General features: G+C 64.1%; 15 protein-coding genes and 2 pseudogenes. 9 read left to right on the top strand and 8 right to left on the bottom strand.

The window, feature by feature from the left end:
* Positions 1–44 precede the first annotated feature (44 nt).
* The 4 genes and pseudogenes from MMSP_RS10720 to MMSP_RS10705 all read left to right on the top strand — a co-directional run bounded on the left by MMSP_RS10720 (position 45) and on the right by MMSP_RS10705 (position 4,184).
* Positions 45–863, top strand: coding sequence for a hypothetical protein (locus tag MMSP_RS10720; protein WP_036426421.1), 819 nt, complete (start codon positions 45–47; stop codon positions 861–863).
* Complete coding sequence (locus tag MMSP_RS10715; RefSeq protein WP_020786617.1) at positions 860–1,522, top strand: hypothetical protein; 663 nt, start codon at positions 860–862, stop codon at positions 1,520–1,522. The genes MMSP_RS10720 and MMSP_RS10715 overlap by 4 nt, the downstream gene beginning before the upstream one ends.
* Positions 1,523–1,807: 285 nt before the next feature.
* Entirely contained in the window at positions 1,808–3,034 is a 1,227-nt protein-coding gene (locus tag MMSP_RS10710) for a cytochrome P450 (RefSeq protein ID WP_020786616.1), read from the top strand.
* Positions 3,031–4,184, top strand: a pseudogene (locus tag MMSP_RS10705) (Zn-dependent alcohol dehydrogenase). The gene MMSP_RS10710 and the pseudogene MMSP_RS10705 overlap by 4 nt, the downstream one beginning before the upstream one ends.
* A gap of 29 nt (positions 4,185–4,213) precedes the next feature.
* On the opposite strand, the gene MMSP_RS10700 reads toward MMSP_RS10705, so the two are convergent.
* On the bottom strand, positions 4,214–5,041 hold the full coding sequence (locus MMSP_RS10700) for an SDR family NAD(P)-dependent oxidoreductase (protein ID WP_020786614.1): 828 nt from the start codon (positions 5,039–5,041) through the stop codon (positions 4,214–4,216).
* A gap of 104 nt (positions 5,042–5,145) precedes the next feature.
* A pseudogene (locus MMSP_RS10695) lies at positions 5,146–6,364 on the bottom strand (cytochrome P450).
* A gap of 205 nt (positions 6,365–6,569) precedes the next feature.
* On the opposite strand from MMSP_RS10695, the gene MMSP_RS10690 reads away from it, so the two are divergent.
* The gene (locus MMSP_RS10690; RefSeq protein ID WP_020786610.1) at positions 6,570–8,066 is read left to right on the top strand and encodes an acyl-CoA carboxylase subunit beta; all 1,497 of its coding nucleotides are present in this window, start codon (positions 6,570–6,572) and stop codon (positions 8,064–8,066) included.
* Here the strand turns inward: MMSP_RS10690 and MMSP_RS10685 are convergent.
* The 5 genes from MMSP_RS10685 to MMSP_RS10665 form a co-directional block, all read right to left on the bottom strand.
* Positions 8,056–8,712 carry a carboxymuconolactone decarboxylase family protein gene (locus MMSP_RS10685; protein ID WP_020786609.1) on the bottom strand — a complete coding sequence of 219 codons (657 nt, stop codon included), beginning with the start codon at positions 8,710–8,712 and terminating at the stop codon, positions 8,056–8,058. The genes MMSP_RS10690 and MMSP_RS10685 overlap by 11 nt on opposite strands.
* Positions 8,713–8,732: 20 nt before the next feature.
* Positions 8,733–9,626, bottom strand: a complete 894-nt coding sequence (locus MMSP_RS10680; protein ID WP_020786608.1) for an SDR family oxidoreductase — start codon at positions 9,624–9,626, stop codon at positions 8,733–8,735.
* 162 nt (positions 9,627–9,788) lie between these two features.
* On the bottom strand, positions 9,789–10,835 hold the full coding sequence (locus tag MMSP_RS10675) for a TIGR03857 family LLM class F420-dependent oxidoreductase (protein WP_200861944.1): 1,047 nt from the start codon (positions 10,833–10,835) through the stop codon (positions 9,789–9,791).
* The gene (locus MMSP_RS10670; protein WP_020786606.1) at positions 10,832–11,215 is read right to left on the bottom strand and encodes an ester cyclase; all 384 of its coding nucleotides are present in this window, start codon (positions 11,213–11,215) and stop codon (positions 10,832–10,834) included. Before MMSP_RS10670 ends, MMSP_RS10675 begins: the two co-directional genes overlap by 4 nt.
* Positions 11,212–11,448, bottom strand: a complete 237-nt coding sequence (locus MMSP_RS10665) for a hypothetical protein (RefSeq protein ID WP_020786605.1) — start codon at positions 11,446–11,448, stop codon at positions 11,212–11,214. The genes MMSP_RS10670 and MMSP_RS10665 overlap by 4 nt, the downstream gene beginning before the upstream one ends.
* Before the next feature lie 130 nt (positions 11,449–11,578).
* On the opposite strand from MMSP_RS10665, the gene MMSP_RS10660 reads away from it, so the two are divergent.
* The 4 genes from MMSP_RS10660 to MMSP_RS10645 all read left to right on the top strand — a co-directional run bounded on the left by MMSP_RS10660 (position 11,579) and on the right by MMSP_RS10645 (position 16,443).
* The gene (locus MMSP_RS10660) at positions 11,579–12,196 is read left to right on the top strand and encodes a PaaI family thioesterase (protein WP_020786604.1); all 618 of its coding nucleotides are present in this window, start codon (positions 11,579–11,581) and stop codon (positions 12,194–12,196) included.
* 87 nt (positions 12,197–12,283) lie between these two features.
* Positions 12,284–13,927, top strand: a complete 1,644-nt coding sequence (locus tag MMSP_RS10655) for an acyl-CoA synthetase (RefSeq protein ID WP_020786603.1) — start codon at positions 12,284–12,286, stop codon at positions 13,925–13,927.
* Between the two features lie 78 nt (positions 13,928–14,005).
* The gene (locus tag MMSP_RS10650) at positions 14,006–15,220 is read left to right on the top strand and encodes a cytochrome P450 (protein WP_020786602.1); all 1,215 of its coding nucleotides are present in this window, start codon (positions 14,006–14,008) and stop codon (positions 15,218–15,220) included.
* Between the two features lie 8 nt (positions 15,221–15,228).
* On the top strand, positions 15,229–16,443 hold the full coding sequence (locus MMSP_RS10645) for a CaiB/BaiF CoA-transferase family protein (RefSeq protein WP_084472669.1): 1,215 nt from the start codon (positions 15,229–15,231) through the stop codon (positions 16,441–16,443).
* Between the two features lie 21 nt (positions 16,444–16,464).
* Here MMSP_RS10645 and MMSP_RS10640 read toward each other — a convergent pair whose 3' ends face one another.
* Positions 16,465–17,646, bottom strand: a complete 1,182-nt coding sequence (locus MMSP_RS10640) for an acyl-CoA dehydrogenase family protein (protein ID WP_036426420.1) — start codon at positions 17,644–17,646, stop codon at positions 16,465–16,467.
* Positions 17,647–17,660: the final 14 nt, after the last annotated feature.

Genomic DNA, 17,660 nt, shown 5'->3' with positions numbered 1-17,660 from the left:
ACCCGGAGTTCACTCGATAATGATCGTGACGGGCTGCAGCAGCGATGGCTGAGACGAACGAGCCGAGCTCGGAATTGCCGACCACGAAAGCCAACGCGATGGCGTTGGCCGCCGAAGCGGAAGCACTGGCCGCAGCGGCCCGCGCGCGGGCCCGCGCCGCGCAATTGAAGCGTGAGGCGCTGGCACTTGCCGAAGACGAAGAATACGACGAGTACGAAGACGGCGAGTACGAAGACGACGAGTACGAAGACGACGAGGAATACGAAGACTACGACGACTACGTCGCGGAGGATGAGGACGCCGAGTCAACCGAGGCAGAAGACGAAGAGCCCAACAAGCCGCTTTCGTGGCGCGACCGGGCTGTGAAGTGGGCGCGGGTAGCGCGGCTGTCAATCGTTGTCAAGGTTGCCGCACTTCTGATCGTCTTTGGCTTTGCCGGGCTGAGCGCCTACTTCGTATGGAATCACGGTCAAGTCACGCAACGGCAGGAGCGCGCCGAGGCCTTCACCGATGGGGCCAAGACCGGCGTCGTCAACATGACCTCCCTGGACTTCAACAAAGCCAAGGAAGACGTCCAGCGGGTGATCGATAGCTCCACCGGCGAGTTCAAGGAAGAATTTCAGTCTCGGGCAGCCGATTTCACGAAGGTAGTCGAGCAGTCGAAGGTCGTCACCGAGGGAACGGTGCACGCCGCGGCGGTCGAATCCATGGAGGGGCACACCGCGGTGGTGCTCATCTCGGCGACCTCACACGTAACCAATGGCGGTGACGGCAAGCAGGAACCGCGTATCTGGCGGCTCAGGGTAACCGTGACCGAAGAGGACGGACAGTACAAAATGGCGAAGGTCGAGTTCGTACCGTGACCGATGATGTGCGCAACCTCGACAGCGCCGAAACAACCCAGTTCTCCGCCGCCGATGAAACGGCGGCGATCGATCCTGATGCGCTCGAACTCGAAGATCCAGACGACACCGGCGAAGCATCAGATGCCGACTCCCCCGAGGCGTCCGGCAAACGCGACCTGTGGCGAATCAAGGTCAATTTGAGACCCGTCTCGATCATTTTGGTAGTGCTCGTGATGATCTCGGGTGGCATCGCGGCCTGGCTGTATGTCAAGACCTACCGGCCCGACCAACAGGTGGACCCCGCCGTCGCGCGCCAAGCGGTCAGTGCGGCCTCCGACGGTACGGTGGCACTGCTGTCCTACTCCCCCGACACCCTCGACGACGACTTCGCCGCCGCCAAGTCACATCTCTCCGGAGATTTCCTGGCCTACTACGAACAATTCACCGAGCAGTTCGTGGCTCCCGCCGCCAAGCAGAAGGCATTGAAAACCAGCGCTCAGGTGGTGCGCGCCGCGGTGTCCGAGCTGCATCCGGGCTCGGCGGAAGTTCTGCTGTTCGTCGACCAAAGCACCACGAGCAAGGACCACCCGGATCCCACCATGATGCCGATCAGCGTGCTGGCGAGCATGGCTCAGATCGACGGGAAGTGGCTGATCACGAAATTCACGCCGGTCTAGCGCTACGTCGCGAACGCGCGGCGCAGCGTCTGCGCATGCAAAGCCCGGACTTCCTGGGAAACAACCCAGTCCGGAGCCAGAGAATCAGCCCTTGTGGCCGTGCGGGATTCGTCTGCGTCGGGGCTGTCCGCCTCCCGGCCGCCCGAAGGTTCCCCGTCAAGGTAGACCCCGGCTCGGGGCAGCAAACCGTACGCCGCCCACGGCACCCGGACGGCCGCGAACCCCGTTGGGATTAGTTGCTATCTATACTATGATAGCGACATTCCAGCCCGGGGAGGAGCGCCGATGACGCTGCGCACCGATGCCGACGGCCAGCCCGTCACACTCGACCTGACCGGCGAGACAAGTCCCTACCCGTTCTTCGAGTACATTCGGCGCACCGACCCGGTCTGGCACGGTGCCCTGATGGACCACGGGCAGATGCCCGAGGAATTGCGGCCGAACGATGAGTGGGTGCTGTTCGGCTACGACGGCGTCTTTCAAGCGTTCCGAGACGGCAGGATCTTCACGTCGGCCGGATATGACAAAACCATCGGATTGGTCATGGGTCATACCATCCTGGCGATGGGCGGCAGAGAACACCACGATCACCGCAGCTTGGTGGCCAAGGCCTTCCGGGCCACCGCACTGGAGCGCTGGGAGCCCTCTGTCATCGGACCGGTCTGCGATCAGTTGATCGACGAAATACGAGCCGACGGTCATGCGGACCTGGTCAAGGCGCTGACATTTGAATTTCCGACCCGAATAATCTCGACATTGCTCGGGCTGCCCCGCGAGGACCTTGACCTGTTCCGGCGGCTGTCATTTGACCTCATCTCGATCCCCACCGACATCGTGGCGGGGTTCAACGCGGCAACCGAACTCCACGGGTACTTCCTCGACCAGGTCGAACAGCGGCGCCGCAAACTCACCGACGACATCATCGGCGACCTGGTCGCCGCCGAGATCGACGGGGAGAAGCTCGACGACGAGGCCATCATCGCGTTCTTGCGGTTGCTGCTACCCGCCGGCCTGGAGACCACTTACCGCTCTTCCGGCAACCTGCTCTACCTGCTGCTGACCCACCCGGAGCAATTGGCCATGGTGCAGCGGGACAGGTCGTTGATCCCCATCGCCATCGAAGAGGGGCTGCGGTTCGAAACCCCGCTCACCATGGTCATGCGGACCACCACCGAAGAAGTCGACATCGGCGGCAAGACGATTCCCCCTGATGCACAGATCGACCTTTGCATGGGTTCGGCCAACCGCGACGAGAGCCGCTGGCCCGACCCCAACAGGTTCGACATCCGCCGAACCCGGCACGCGCACATCAACTTCGCCGGTGACATCCACATGTGCCTCGGTATGCACCTGGCCCGCCTGGAAACACGGGTGATGCTCAATAGCCTTTTCGACCGAGTCACAAATCTGGCTTTCACACCCGACGACGGCACTGGGGTGCAATCTCGGATCATCGGGCTCACCTTCAGGTCGCCCAATAAGCTACCCGTCACCTTCACCCCCGCCGCATGAGAAGCCGGGCGGCCATCCTGCATGACGTTGGCGGGCCGTGGTCGGTCGAGGAATTCGAGTTGGACGCACCCCGCACCGGGGAAGTTCTCGTCGAAATGTCGGCCGCCGGCTTGTGTCACACCGACGACCACATTCTCAAGGGTGACATGTCCGCCCCGAACGAGGTGCTGCGGTCCCGGGGGCTGCCCACCATGTTCCCAACAATCGGTGGTCACGAAGGCTCGGGCATCGTGCGCGAAATTGGTCCCGGTGTAATTGATTTCGTGCCCGGCGATCACGTGGTGATGTCATTCGTCGCGGTATGCGGGCAATGCCGATGGTGCGCCAGCGGCATGGAGTACCTATGCGATGCCGGCATCGGCACCCTGACGCCCGGGATGCCCACCGATGGCACGTTCCGGCATCACACCGCCGACGGCACGCCACTGGGCCATCTGGCGAAGGTTGGCGCGTTCGCCGAGCACACCGTGGTGTCTCGGGATTCACTGGTCAAGATCGATCCGGACCTGCCGCTGGCCCCAGCGCGTTGCTGTCCTGCGCGATCCCCACCGGGTACGGGTCGGCAGCGAATCGAGCCGGCGTGCGCGGCGGTGACACCGTCGTCGTCCTGGGCGCCGGCGGGATCGGCACGAGAGCCATTCAGGGAGCTCGGATCAATGGCGCCGCGCAGATCGTGGCAATTGATCCGGTGGAGTTCAAGCAGAAATCCGCCTACCTCTTCGGGGCCACCCACGGCGCCGGATCGATCAGTGAGGCAATGGCTTTGGTTCGTGAACTGACTCACGGGGTGATGGCCGACTCGGTACTGGTCTCGCCGTCGCTGATCACCGCCGATGACGTGCGCGACGCCCTACGGCTCACCCGCAAGGGTGGCACCTGCGTGCTCGCCGGGATGACCTCACAACTGACCCGCTCGGTCAACATCGACCTGCAGGAATTCATCTTGATGAACAAGACCCTGGCCGGCACCATCTTCGGCTCGTGCAACCCCAGGGCCGACATCGCGCGTCTTGCCGGCTTGTATCAGAGCGGACAACTGCAACTCGACGAGATGATCACCCGCCGCTATCGCCTCGATGACATCAACGCCGCCTACACCGACCTGCTCAACGGTGACATCGTCAGAGGCATAATCGATTTCACGATCTGATGAATCCCGCTTGTCGCGGGCCGCGCTTCTCATCTCAGCTTTGCCAGTGTGCGGTCCCACAGCTCGCTGGCAAGGCGCGGGTCATAGGCCGCGCGATTGGCTTTGGCGATCTTGTGCCGCGAGTAGTACTCGCCCGACGTCCAATCGGTGCCGGCGGCGCTCGATGCCAACCAGACCAGTTGTTCGGCCCCCTGCTCGGCGGTGGAGGTGAATCGGGTGACCAGCGGTACGTGGTATTTCATGAAGGCGAGGGCGCGTGAGCCCGATGCCTCGCCGAAGTTGGAGTCGACATAGCCCGGATGAAACGTGGCCGCCGACAGCCCCTTGGCATGGTACCGGCGATGTAATTCCCTGGTGAACAACACGATCGCCAGCTTGGTCAGCGCGTAGGCGACGCTGGGGCGTCGCTGGGCGGTATTTTCCAGTTCGGCCAACGTGACTTTGGGTAGCAGTCTCTGTGATGAACTGGTGGTGTTCACCACGGTGGCGCGGGATTGGACCAGGACATCCAGGAGCAAAGTGGTGAGTAAGAATGGCGACAGATAGTTGACCTGGTAGGTCTTCTCGTAGCCGTCGGCGGTCAACTGGATTTCGTGACACATCGCGCCGGCGTTGTTGGCCAAGACGTCAATGCGTGGGTATTCGGAGCGAATCTTGTCTGCCAAGGCTCGGACCTGGGACAGGTCGGCGAAGTCGGCGACGAAGTAGTCCGCTCGCAGTTGCGCGGCGACCGCGGTGGTCTTGCTCTCCGACCGCCCAACCACCACGACCTTCTCGCCGTTTTGGGTCAGCCGGCGCGCCGCGGCGGCGCCAATGCCGTCACTGGCGCCGGTGATGACAATCGTCTTACCGGTCATGTTGGGTCCTCTGCGGGGGTCTATCGATACTGTGCCGGAACGTTGATCCGGTCAGGAAGCCACGTTGACCGGCGAATCCCTGCCGCACATTCTGCATAGGTCACTCACATCAGCGAGTAGCTCACCGGCAGGCGTTTGAGACCACCCACGAACGTGGTCGCGGTGAACTGTGGATCACCGCTCAATTCAATGGATTTAAGCCTGGGCAGCAGCTCCGTGAAGAAGCTGACGACTTCCATCCGGGCCAGGGCCGCACCCATGCAGAAGTGCACACCGTAGCCGAAGGCGACGTGTTTGTTGGGCTCACGCCCGATGTCGAACCGGAATGGCTGGTCGAACACCTCCTCATCACGGTTCGCCGATACGTAGGACAGCAGCACGGAATTCACCCGCGGCAATCGGGATTCCGCGCACGACGGTGTCGCTGGAGGCCGTGCGCATGAACTGCTTCACCGGGGTGACCCAGCGGATCATCTCTTCGGTGGCCAGCGACATCAGGGCCGGGTCGGCTTGCAGCCGCGCAAGTTGGTCGGGGTGTTCGATCAGTGCGTGCAGGCCACCAGAGATGGTGGCGCTGGTGGTGTCGTGGCCGGCGGTGGCGACAATGAGGTAGTAGGACACAGTGTCGATGTCCGACAGCGGTTCACCGTCGATGCGGGCGTTGCCGATCGCCGAGGCGAGATCCGCGGTCGGGTGCGCGCGTCGTGCCGTGGTCACCGCATTGAAGTAGCCGAACATGTCCAACAGCGCGGGCAACTGATCTTCGCTCGTGCTGCCCCGTTTGAACTCACTGTCGTCGCTGCCGAACAGTTCCTGGGTCAGTTTGAGCATCCGGGGGAAGTCGGCCTCGGGCAGTCCGAGCAGCGACATGATGACATAGAGCGGGTAATTGACGGCAATCTGCTGGACGAAATCGCACTCGGGCCCCGCGGCCATCATCGCGTCGACATAGTTCTTCGCCAGCTCATCGACGCGGACTTTCAGCGCCCGCATCGCCTTCGGGCGAAACCAATCCGCACCAATCGCACGCGCCACCCGGTGTTGCGAGTCATCCAGGTGGATCAGGGTGCGCACCCCCGCTGCGGCCTGCAACTCGTCGCCCGCAACGGTCGCCAATACCGGGCGCGGCTAATTGGTGAACAGCGTGTTGTCGCGCTCGATATCCATGACGTCGGCATGTCTGGTGATCGCCCAGAATCGGCGGTAGTTCGGGACGTCCGCCAAGGCGACTGGGGCTTGGGCCCGCAGCCGGGTCAGCGCCGCATGCAACCTCGTCTCATCGGTGTAGGCCAGCGGGTCGGCTAGCAGGGCGGCTTCGTCCATCGTCGGCGCACTCATCGGCGAAGCTCCTCGGGCGCCGGGGCTTGCTCAACGGCGCTGGCTGAGACCATCATCGTTGCGAGCTGAGTTGAGATTCTCGTCAATGGTGAGGCGGCGGGCGCTGGCCATGTGGGTAACTTTACAGTAAGCAATCCAGTATGTGAGCTTGGTTTATCCGGACCGACCCCATCCGAGGTAGGACAGAGCAATGACAAAGGCCCAGGACTGGGACGAAACGCTCGACGATCTCGACCGTCGCCGTGGACGTGCGCGCAGCATGGGCGGCCCCGAGCGGCTCGACAGGCACCACGGTCAGGGCAAGCTCGACGCCCGCGCGCGGGTCCAACGACTTCTCGATCCCGGCACGTTCCGCGAACTCGGCACACTGGTTGGCGGCGAGATCGCGGCCGACGCAATCATCACCGGGGCCGGCCAGATCAACGGCGTGCCGGTGCTGGTAGGCGCGGAGGACTTCACGACGCTGGCAGGGACCATCGCCCCGGGCAGCAATTCCAAGCGGTATCGCATCGCCGAGCTCGCAGTCCGCGACAAGATTCCGCTGGTGATGTTGCTCGAGGGCGCGGGCTTCCGCCCCACCGGTGTGCACTACGGCAGGACCCCCACCGACCTACTTGCGCAGGCACGCTGTTCAGGCCGGGTGCCCACGATCACCGCGGTGCTGGGACCGTCGGCCGGTCATGGTGCGCTGGTCGCCCCGGTGTGCGACTTCACCGTCATGACCCGCCAGGGCGCGATATTCACCGCAGGCCCCCCGGTGGTGAAAGAGTCCACGGGCGAAGATATTTCGAAGGAAGACCTGGGTGGTCCGGACATCGCGCTGGCCAGCGGGGTCATCCACAATGTCGCCGACGATGACGCAGCCGCTCTGGACATGATCCGCCGCTACCTGTCGTATTTTCCGCCCAGCGCGTGGTCGTACCCGCCTTCCCTGCCGGCCTCGGGCACAACAGCGCGACGCTCCACGCCGGAGTTGCTCGACATCGTCTCCCGCGACAACCGCCGCGTCTATGACATGCGCGCGGTGCTCGATGTGGTCTTCGACAGCACCGAATGGTTCGAGGTGCAACCACAGTTCGGTAAGGCGATCATCTGCGCGCTGGCGCATCTGGGCGGCCATCCGGTCGCGGTTGTGGCCAACCAGCCGCGGGTGCTGGCGGGCTCGATCGACGCGGACGCCGCCGACAAGGCCGCACACTTCATCATGGTGGCAGACTCGTTCCATCTGCCCATTGTGTTCCTGTCCGACAACCCCGGCATGCCGCCCGGTAGCCGCTCCGAGCGTGCGGGCGTATTGCGCAGCGGGGCAAGGATGTTCGCTGCGCAGACGGCGGCCACCACCCTGAAACTGCATGTCACGCTGCGCAAGGCGTACGGCTTCGGATCCATGGTGATGGGTCTGATCAGCTTCGACGGTCAGGTCGCGACATTCGCCTACCCTGGAGCGACGATGGGGGCGATGGGCGCCGCGGCACTCAGTCGCGCTTCGCATGCCGATGAGGATCTGTCCGCCAAGCTGCGCAATGCCGAGTTGCAGGCGTCCTATCGCTCAGCCGAGCAGATGGGTTTCGACGAGCTCATCGATCCCCGAGAGACCCGCGACGCGCTCCTGGCCGCCCTGCAGCGGGGTATTTACCACCGGCAGGCCGCTGCCGAACCGGTCAGCCGAACACTCATCATGCCGTGAGGGCGTCCAGGGCGCGATAGGCCCGCCACGCCTTGGGGATACCGTACTCGGCAACCAACAGCAGCACGGCCTTCAGTTGCGCGGGCCCGGCGCCAGCCGCGAGCGCAAGCTCGACGTGCATCGCAAAGGATTCGTCCAGGGTTTGGTTCAGCACGTCGGCGGCTAGGCAGCTCAGCGCACGCTCGCGCGGCGTCAGGCTTTGGTCGCCAGCCCACCGCTGATGGAACTGCCCCGTCACGAACCGCGCGAAGTCCTTATCGAGGGCGTCCAGGGCCTCGCCGATGTGGCCGGGCAGCGGCTGCGGTTCGACAGCCTGCGCCGGTTCTTCCCCCATCGGGCCCTGCTGACGCAGTTGCTGCAGCGCCACCGCGGCGGTCGGATAACCGACATAGGGCGCCAGATGTCGGATGCCCGCGGCGCACTCGGCAGGCGTCACGCCGTTGAACCCCGCCATCTGCACGTGGGTGAGCAGCGGGAAACCCAGGTTGGCGGTACACAGATCTGCCGCCAGGAATACGAAGCTCTTTTCGCGCATCGTCAGTTGCGGCAACGACCAGGCATGCTGACCCAGTTCGACGGCCATTTTCCCGAAGACAGGGTCAAGCGCCTGGACCTGGTCCTGGTTGGGCATCTCCATTGGGGCCATAGCGTCCACCACCTTCCTCTTTACGCGGACCTGGATATTGCCAGCGAACCCGGCTTGGGAAGCCCGAAAACCCTGCGGCACAGCGCATCCAAGGCCGGGGTCGGAAGCCAACGGGACACGGTCGCCAACATCCTGGCGTCCTTTCCCACCACATTGCGCCCGTGTGGCCGCGCCATGGTCAGCACCTTGAGCACCAGATCGGCAACCACGGTCGGCGGGCTGCCACGTCGCTCCCGAGACAATGCGGCCTTGACCATGCCCAGATACGCGTCGCGGTACAGCCGCGCCCCGTCGGCACCGAATTCGTCGATTGCCTTCTTGGCATCGCGTTCGAGTTTGTCGGCGGCACCGGAGTTGATGCTGGCCGGTTCGATCATCACCACCTTGATGCCCCACGGCGCGACCTCCTGACGCAGGGCATCGGCCAAGGTAGCGATCGCTGCCTTCGACGCGGCGAGGGGGCCACCGAAGGGCGGAGTGAACCGATCACCGATCGAGGCGATGACCACGATGCGGCCCGCCGCCCGGCGCAGCAGCGGGAGAAACGCTTGGGTGACCGCGATCTGACCCACCACGTTGACCTCTAGTTGCTGTCGCAGCGCGTCGAGCGGAACCATTTCGACCGGCGAGGCAACACCAATCCCGGCGTTGTCAACCAACCCGTCCAGACCCGCGGCGCCGATGTGCTCGCCGACTATCCCGACCGCGGCATCGATCTGCTCGGCGACCGTGACATCCATCAACAGCGGGCTGAGCTGCCCACCCGAGCTGGCCGCCTGCAACGCCTCACCATCGGCGGCCCGGCGCACTCCCGCGTATACGTGCCAGCCCGCGCTGGCCAGCCGTAGTGCGGTAGAGCGGCCGATGCCCGACGATGCGCCGGTAACCACCACATGTTGCCGAGTGCAGCTCATCTTTCCTCCAGCCAGGAGTCGACGGGAATCCGAGATCGCTTAGACACATTGGGCTGCAATGCTATTCAGAATATTGCGCACGGTTGAGCCATCGACTCGTCCGGACCGGCAGCCACGCATCGTCATTATCATACGTCGCGGCCACGGATCGCGGGGTTGTCGCTACTGGGCTTTCTGTCGATAGGCCGCGACGACGGGCTCCAATTCATCGGGCGTGGCACCGTGCATGATCACCGCGTCGGCCCCGTAGCCGAACTCAGCACGAATGCGATCCACGCACTGTTGCGCCGAACCGGTGGCCGACGGTTCCAGCCATTCGTCTGGCAACAAGGTGGCGATGTGCTCGATCTGCTCCGCAGTGGCCTTGTGGTCGATCCCACCGCGGACCGCTGTTACCACTGGATCCTCTCGAAATCGTTGCAGCACAGCCGGATCCCAATTGTTCGTGTGCACCAGAAGATCACCGTAGCCCTGCAGGTAGGTCGCCAGCCGGGCGACCGTCTTCTTGAGCCGCAACTGTTCGGGCAAGTGGTCACCGACCGTGGCGAAGCACGACCATACTCGCACGCTAGCCGGGTCCCGCCCGGCCCTGTCCGCCGCGGTCTTCACAATGCTGACGCAGCGCTGCAACGTTTCCGGGGTGAAGTAGGTGTGCAGGATGACGTCGTCAAACACTCGTCCGCCCAGCGCGAGAGACTTTGGTCCCAACGCCACCAATGCCAACCGAATGTCTTCGTTGAAATCGGGATCCAGAAACAGGACCGGGTACCGGCCCATCGGGCCATCGTGATTGAAGATCATCTCGCCTTTCCATAGGCGCCGCATGACCTGGGCCCAATCTTCCATCTGCGCTGTGGTGACCGCGGGGATGCCGAACGCCCCATAGATCGCGGCAATACCGCGGCCGATGCCCAACGTGAACCGGCCACCGGAGAGCCGGTGCATGGTGGTGGCCCAGGAGGCGGTGACCAGCGGATGGCGGGTGTTGTGATTCGTTGCGGCGGTGGCGATCTGCATCCGGCTGGTCACCGCGCAAGCGGCCCCGACGAGCGAGGATGCCTCCTTGACGTTCCAGCGTTCTGATACGAACGCGGTGCCCAAGCCCAACTCCTCCCCGCGACGGGCTTCGTCCATCAGCGTGGCAGGTCCTTCTCCCCCGGCCCCAGCCAGCAGGTAATAGCCAAGTTCGTTCAGCGTGCGATCGCTCAATTCCAAACTCCTTGCTGGTATCCGCAGTTCCATACCTCGGTGATCCGGCCTGCGACGACACGGAACACCTCGATGCTGGCGACATTGGTTTGCTGGCCATCGCCGGTAGTCATCGTCGAGTCGTAGACGATGGCGACGTGTTCCCCGTCTTGGCCCGCAATGACGACCCGCAGGGCGAAGTGCAGGGAGTCGAATAGCCTCCAGGCATCTGCCACTCGTTGGACTGCCTGAGCGTTTGTCAGCGTGTGCGTCGCGCCGACTTCATGACGAATAACGTTGTCGGCCAGTAACTCCCCCGCCAGCTCGAGGTTGCACTCGTTCCAGACCACGAGGTTGTAGAGCTCCACGACTTCGCGCGCCGAGCGGGCTGGCCCGGTCACCGCAACACCGTGGCCTCGGCGACCTCGCGCAGCAGGCGCTCAGACCTGCACTGAAGCGACGCCACCGGCGACCGCAACTGCAGGCCGAGTCCGGCACCAGACGCGCCCCGGTCCACCAGCAACGGTTTCGGGGCGGCAGGCGCACCGTCGATACGGCCCGCCGGATGCGAGCCCGTACCAACCACCAGCGCGGCGAGGGCCGCGCCGGGCTCAGCCGGGCCTCTTCGGGCCATAGAGCTCCCCTGGACGAGCGATGCGGAACTGCTGAAATCTATACTGTAACGAACTTAGTATCAGCCGGGCCGAGGCGAGGGGTGCGACTATCACCACGACCGACCAGCCAGTCGAGATCGGGGAGGCACCGTGACCGACACGGCACCCGAAGTCCGGGGCGGCTTTCCCGAAGTCAAACCCCTAGACGGCCCTCCAGAACTGGGCCGCTTCGTCGCCGCGATGCGCCGCCTGCAGGATTTGACCGTCTCCATCAATCCTGACGGCTCGACCTGGGCCGCGGCCGCCGAGCAGGTCGACGCCGTCTGCGCGTCGCTGGAGGGCCACCAGGTGCCCGAGCTTTCGGCGCCCGCCGGCCGCGTCATCGATCTCCCCGGCCTGGGCCATCCCTTGCTGCCACCCTGGACCGTTACCGGTTCCGGAGTCGACGGCGTCATCATGACCGGTCACTTCACCCGGTCGCATGTGGGTGGCAACAGTGCGGTGCACGGCGGGATGATCCCGCTCTGCTACGACTGGCTGTGCGGGATGGTGGTATCGACGGCCGGTATCCCTCCTACCCGCACCGCCTACTTGCACGTCGACTACCGCAACATCACCCCGATCGAGCAGACGCTGACCGCGCGCGGGCGGATCACGAAAACCGAAGGCAGGAAGATTTTCATCGCCGCGACCATGACAAGCGCCGAGGGCACCCTTCTCAGCGAGGCCGATGCCCTGATGGTCCGCCTCCTACCCCACCAACCGTGATAGCGCGAGCAGACGCGGAATCGCACCAGGCGAGCATTGCGGGTGCGATTTCGCGTCTGCTCGGCAAGAGAGGAAACCGGGTCCGACATGACTACCCAATTCACGGTGCCCGCTGTCGCCAGCGCCGTCACGGCCGCAATCGGTGACCGGGAACTGATCGCCCAAGGCGACCGGCGCCACACCTATCGCCAGATCCACCAGCGATCGAACCGCCTGGCCTCATACCTGCACTCGCAGGGCCTGGGTTGTCACACCGAGCGATCCGAACTCGCCGGCCATGAGGTGGGACAGGATCTGCTTGGCATCTACGCCTACAACGGCAACGAGTTCGTCGAAGCACTGTTCGGCAGCTTTGCGGCCCGAGTCGCTCCGTTCAACGTCAACTTCCGGTACGTGAAGAACGAGCTGCAGTACCTTCTGGCGGATGCGGGCGCCACCGCGCTGATCTACCACGCCACGTTCGCGCCGCGGGTCGCCGAATTGCTACCCGAATTACCCCGGCTCCGCGTCCTGATTCAAATCGCCGACGACTCCGGGAACGGCTTGCTGGACGGCGCGGTGGATTACGAGAGCATCATCGCCAACAGCTCACCCGAACCGCTACCGGTGCAGCCCTCCCCCGACGATCTCTATGTCGTCTACACGGGAGGCACCACCGGCATGCCGAAGGGGGTGTTGTGGCGCCAGCACGACATCTTCATAACATCGTTCGGCGGCCGCGACCTCTACAGCGGCCAGCCAGTGAACTCCGTCGACGAGATCGTGGCGCGAACGACCGCCGGGCCGGGGACCAAGCTGTTGGTCTTGCCGCCGTTGATTCACGGCGCCGCGCAGTGGACGGTAATGACGGCACTGACCACCGGACAGACGGTCGTATTCGCCTCGGTTGTCGATCATTTGGACCCACGGGACGTGGTGCGCACCATCGAGCGGGAGCGCGTCTCGGTGGTGACCGTAGTCGGCGACGCGATAGCGCGGCCCTTGGTCGCGTCGATCGAGAAGGGCACTGCGGATGTGCCGTCGTTGGTCGCGGTCGCCAACGGCGGTGCGCTGCTGACGCCCTACGTGAAGCAACGGTTGATCGAGGCGCTGCCCAACGCGGTCATCATCGATGGGGTCGGATCCTCGGAGACCGGCGCACAGATGCACCATCTCTCCGCGTCGGGTGCGGTATCGACCGGAACCTTCAACGCCGGCCCGGATACCAATGTGGCTGCCGAGGACTTGTCCGCGATCCTGCCTGCGGGCCACGAGGGAATCGGCTGGCTGGCCCAGCGCGGGTACGTTCCGCTGGGCTACAAGGGCGATGCCGCCAAAACCGCGGCGACATTTCCGGTGATCAACGGCGTCCGCTATACGGTGCCCGGGGATCGCGCCCGCCACCGCGCCGACGGATGCATCGAGTTGCTGGGCCGCGACTCGGCCACCATCAACTCCGGTGGGGAGAAGATCTTCGCCGAGGAGGTCGAGACCGCGATCGCGTCCCATCCTGCGGTCGCCGACGTGGTGGTCGCCGGACGCCCCAGCGAACGCTGGGGCCAGGAAGTCGTCGCCGTGGTCGCGCTCGACCCCGATGCCGCTGCCGATGCCGAAGAACTGGTCGCGCATGCCGCGAAATCGTTGGTGCGGTACAAGCTTCCCAAAGCGATCGTGTTCCGGGCCGGGATCCAACGCAGTCCGTCCGGCAAAGCCGACTACCGATGGGCAAAGGAGCAGGCGGCTGACGGCTAGCCAGCCATATTGCCTACTGTAACAATTACAGTACGATCTCCAACAGGTACTACGCCGCTGGAGAATGCTGGAGATCAGGTGACAAGCCCGGTTCACTCCGTCGCCGGCACCGGCGACCAAGCTGTCAATCCGCGCAACCCCTACCCCTTTTTTGCCCAACAGCGTCGACGCGGCGGCGTATTTCCAGGCACGGTGATGGACTACTCCAAGACGCCCGAGTCCTTGCGGCCGCGACGCGAGTTCTCGGCGATGTCGTTTGCCGCGGTCAACACGGTCTTTCGCGACAGTCGGGCGTTCACCTCCAAGACCTACTACAAAACGATCGGTCTATTCATGGGGCCCACCATCCTGGCGATGGAGGGCAAGCAGCACCGCGACCATCGCAACCTGGTCTCAGCCGCGTTCAAATCCAAAGCTCTGGCTCGCTGGGAGCCAGCCGTCATCCGGCCGATCTGCAACGCGTTGATCGACAATTTCATTGATGCCGGTAGAGCCGAGCTAGTCGGAGATTTCACCTTCGAGTTCCCGACCCGGGTCATCGCCAGGCTGCTCGGACTGCCCGACGAGGACCTCGCGATGTTTCACCAGCGAGCGGTGCAGTTGATCAGCTATACCGTCAACTATCAACTCGCCTTCGAAGCCTCAGCCGCGCTCAAGGAGTACTTTCTCGAGCAGATTGACAGACGTAGGTCCAAACCCAGCGAGGACATCATCGGCGACTTGGTCACCGCAGAGATCGACGGCGAAAAGCTCAGCGAGGAAGCGATCTACTCGTTTCTGTGTCTGCTACTGCCCGCCGGGCTGGAAACCACCTACCGATCCTCGGGCAACCTGCTCTACCTGCTGCTCGCCCATCCGGACCAGTTCATGGCCGTGCGGGCGCACCGTGAACTCATCCCGCAAGCGATCGAGGAAGGCCTGCGCTTCGAGACGCCGCTGACCACCGTGCAGCGATTCACCACCAAAGACACCGAAGTGCAAGGCGTTCCAATTCCGGCCCGTTCGGTGATCGGGGTGTGCATGGGTTCGGCCAATCGCGATGAGCACCGCTGGCAACGGCCAGAAGTGTTCGACATTTTCCGCGAGCGCATCCCGCACATCTCCTTCGCCGCCGGCGAGCACACCTGCTTGGGGCTTCACTTGGCCCGGCTGGAGACTCGGGTCGCGCTCGAATGCCTGCTGGATCGGTTGACCAACATCGATCTGGCCACAGCTGATGATCCGCACATCCACGGCCAGCCCTTCCGTTCGCCGAAAGCCCTTCCGGTGACGTTCGAAGCCGTGCCGACTTGATCAAGGTCATGGCCGGCTACCGGGTCCTCGAGGTAGCGCAGTTCACGTTCGTCCCGGCGGCGGGCGCGATCCTCGCCGACTGGGGAGCAGACGTCATCAAGGTCGAACACCCGAGACGCGGCGACACCCAGCGTGGCTTTCTCAACGTGGGGGGCATCGCACTCGATCCCGAGCGGCACCCGCTGATCGAGCACCCCAACCGGGGCAAACGCAGTGTCGGCATCGACCTCGCCACCTCCGATGGCCAAGACGTGCTGCACGAACTGGCCCGCACTGCCGACGTGTTCTTGACCAACTACTTGCCCAGCGCGCGGCAAAAGAACAAGTTTGACGTGGAACACGTCCGCGGCGCGAACCCGGACATCATTTACGCGCGCGGCACCGCTTATGGCGACAAGGGCGCCGAGCGCGATGTCGGAGGCTATGACGGGACAGCGTTCTGGACCCGCAGCGGCGTGGGACATGCGCTGACCCCTCCCGAATTGGGTGCTCCACTGGCACAAGGAATTCCGGCCTTCGGTGACTCCATCGGCGGGATGAACATCGCGGGCGGCATCTCGGCCGCCCTGTTGCATCGGGAGCGCACCGGGGAAACGCTGGAGGTCGATGTGTCCTTGCTGAGCACCGCGTGGTGGGCGGCGGGCGCAAGCGTGACTCAAGGCATGGACACCGGTGAGACGATGCGTTCGCGCATGCCGCAATCCGGCGGCATGCCGATGAACCCGTTCATGGGCAACTATCAAACCTCCGACGGCGGCACCATCAACCTCTGCATCCTCAGCCCGACCGGCTACATACGCGACACCTTTGAGCATCTGGGAATCCCCGAGGCCGCTGACGACCCGCGGTTTGGCGAAGCCGAGCAATTGCTACGCAATGCCGATGCGGCCGGAGCATTGATCGCTAGAGCGGTTGCCGCTAGGCCCTTCGAATACTGGCGACAGCGGTTGAAAACGATGAAAGGCCAGTGGGCGCCCTTCCAGAGCCTCATCGAATTGGCCGACGACGAGCAGGCCCTGGCCAATGACATGGTGGCCGAGGTCGACCTCGGTGCGGGCGGCCCACCGTTTCGGGTGGTACGCGGCCCGGTCCAGTTCAACCACGAACCGCTGACCACAACCCGGGCCCCACAGCCCGGCGAACACACCGAAACCGTGCTGCTCGAGCTGGGTATGGATTGGGACCGCATCGATCAGCTCAAGCGATCCGGTGCCATTTCATAACCGGCTACCATCGCAGCCTGTTCACGTTCGGTGCGGGTAACTCGGTTTGCCGAGCCCCAGGACGTGCTGGGCGATCATGTTGCGGAACACCTCGAGCGTGCCGCCGTAAATGCCGACCAGTGGGGCGCAACGGTAGACGTATTCGGCGCCGCCGTCATCGACCGCACCATCGGTCCCGAACGGTAGTGCGGCGGCGCTGCCGAGAATGTCCATCAGATCCGGTGAAATGTCGCGCATCGTCTGGGCAATCGCGACCCGGCCAAAAATGCTCGGGGCGGACAATGCGGCCTCCATCCGGGCGACACTGCGCCCCAACCGATACGCCACCGAAGTGTCGTCGATGGGGCGGCGTCCATCGGGGTCTGGCCGCATCACGCAGCTTGCGGCCCGGTCGACCGCTTCGGCCATGGACCCGGCCTGGTGCATCATGATCGAGGTGTCCTGCAGCCCATCGGGAGCCGCCGCAACCGCGCCGTGCTCGACGTTGAGCGGCTCACGCAGAACCGTCCATCCGCCATTCACCGCACCGAGCCGATATTTGTCGTCTATCCGGACGTCGCTGTAGTAGACGATATTGGTTCGGTCACCGTCGACGGTCCGGATACCCTGAATCTCGATGCCGGCAGAGTCCAGCGGAACCAGAAACATCGTGAGAATCTTATGTTTTCGCGCCTGCGGGTCAGTATTGGTGATCAGGAATACGTACTGGCAGTTGTGCGCTCCAGTGGTGAACATTTTCGATCCGTTGATCAGCCAGCTGTCTCCGTCGCGCAGCGCCCGGGTCTTGCAGGTCGCGACGTCCGAGCCGCCCTCGGGCTCGGTGTACCCCAGACACATGCGGACGTGGCCGCTGAAGACACCGGGGAGCACCTCTTCGACAAGCTCGGGCGAACCGAACTTCGCGACCGAGCGCGCCACCATGGCGGTGGTCCCCCAAGTCACCCACGGCACGTGGGCACGCCGCTTTTCCAGCTCCCAGATGCGCCGCCGCACCCGGCTGAAGCCGCCGTCGGCCTCTGGTTTCCACTCCGCTGCCAAGTAGCCTGCGGCGCCCAACGCCAGATGCAGACCTTCATGGAAGTTGTCGCCGGTCTCACGATCGTGCCGGCGAACCTCCTCGGTGACATGGGTGGCCAGGAAGCTACGCGCCGTTTCCCGAAACTCGCGGTCCGCGTCTGAAATCTGCACTCGGGAGAAATCCATCGCCCACTCCTGTC

This window comes from Mycobacterium sp. 012931, from assembly GCF_000419295.1.
Lineage (GTDB): Bacteria > Actinomycetota > Actinomycetes > Mycobacteriales > Mycobacteriaceae > Mycobacterium > Mycobacterium marinum.
Note: the sequence above shows the minus strand (reverse complement) of the source record. Positions and strands in the feature narration are given on the sequence as shown.

Coding starts and splice junctions, on each gene's coding strand:
- MMSP_RS10640 (WP_036426420.1), bottom strand. CDS start 17,646: ATGGATTTCTCCCGAGTGCAGATTTCAGACGCGGACCGCGAGTTTCGG.
- MMSP_RS10720 (WP_036426421.1), top strand. CDS start 45: ATGGCTGAGACGAACGAGCCGAGCTCGGAATTGCCGACCACGAAAGCC.
- MMSP_RS10680 (WP_020786608.1), bottom strand. CDS start 9,626: ATGAGCTGCACTCGGCAACATGTGGTGGTTACCGGCGCATCGTCGGGC.
- MMSP_RS10685 (WP_020786609.1), bottom strand. CDS start 8,712: ATGGCCCCAATGGAGATGCCCAACCAGGACCAGGTCCAGGCGCTTGAC.
- MMSP_RS10665 (WP_020786605.1), bottom strand. CDS start 11,448: ATGGCCCGAAGAGGCCCGGCTGAGCCCGGCGCGGCCCTCGCCGCGCTG.
- MMSP_RS10710 (WP_020786616.1), top strand. CDS start 1,808: ATGACGCTGCGCACCGATGCCGACGGCCAGCCCGTCACACTCGACCTG.
- MMSP_RS10700 (WP_020786614.1), bottom strand. CDS start 5,041: ATGACCGGTAAGACGATTGTCATCACCGGCGCCAGTGACGGCATTGGC.
- MMSP_RS10655 (WP_020786603.1), top strand. CDS start 12,284: ATGACTACCCAATTCACGGTGCCCGCTGTCGCCAGCGCCGTCACGGCC.
- MMSP_RS10690 (WP_020786610.1), top strand. CDS start 6,570: ATGACAAAGGCCCAGGACTGGGACGAAACGCTCGACGATCTCGACCGT.
- MMSP_RS10645 (WP_084472669.1), top strand. CDS start 15,229: ATGGCCGGCTACCGGGTCCTCGAGGTAGCGCAGTTCACGTTCGTCCCG.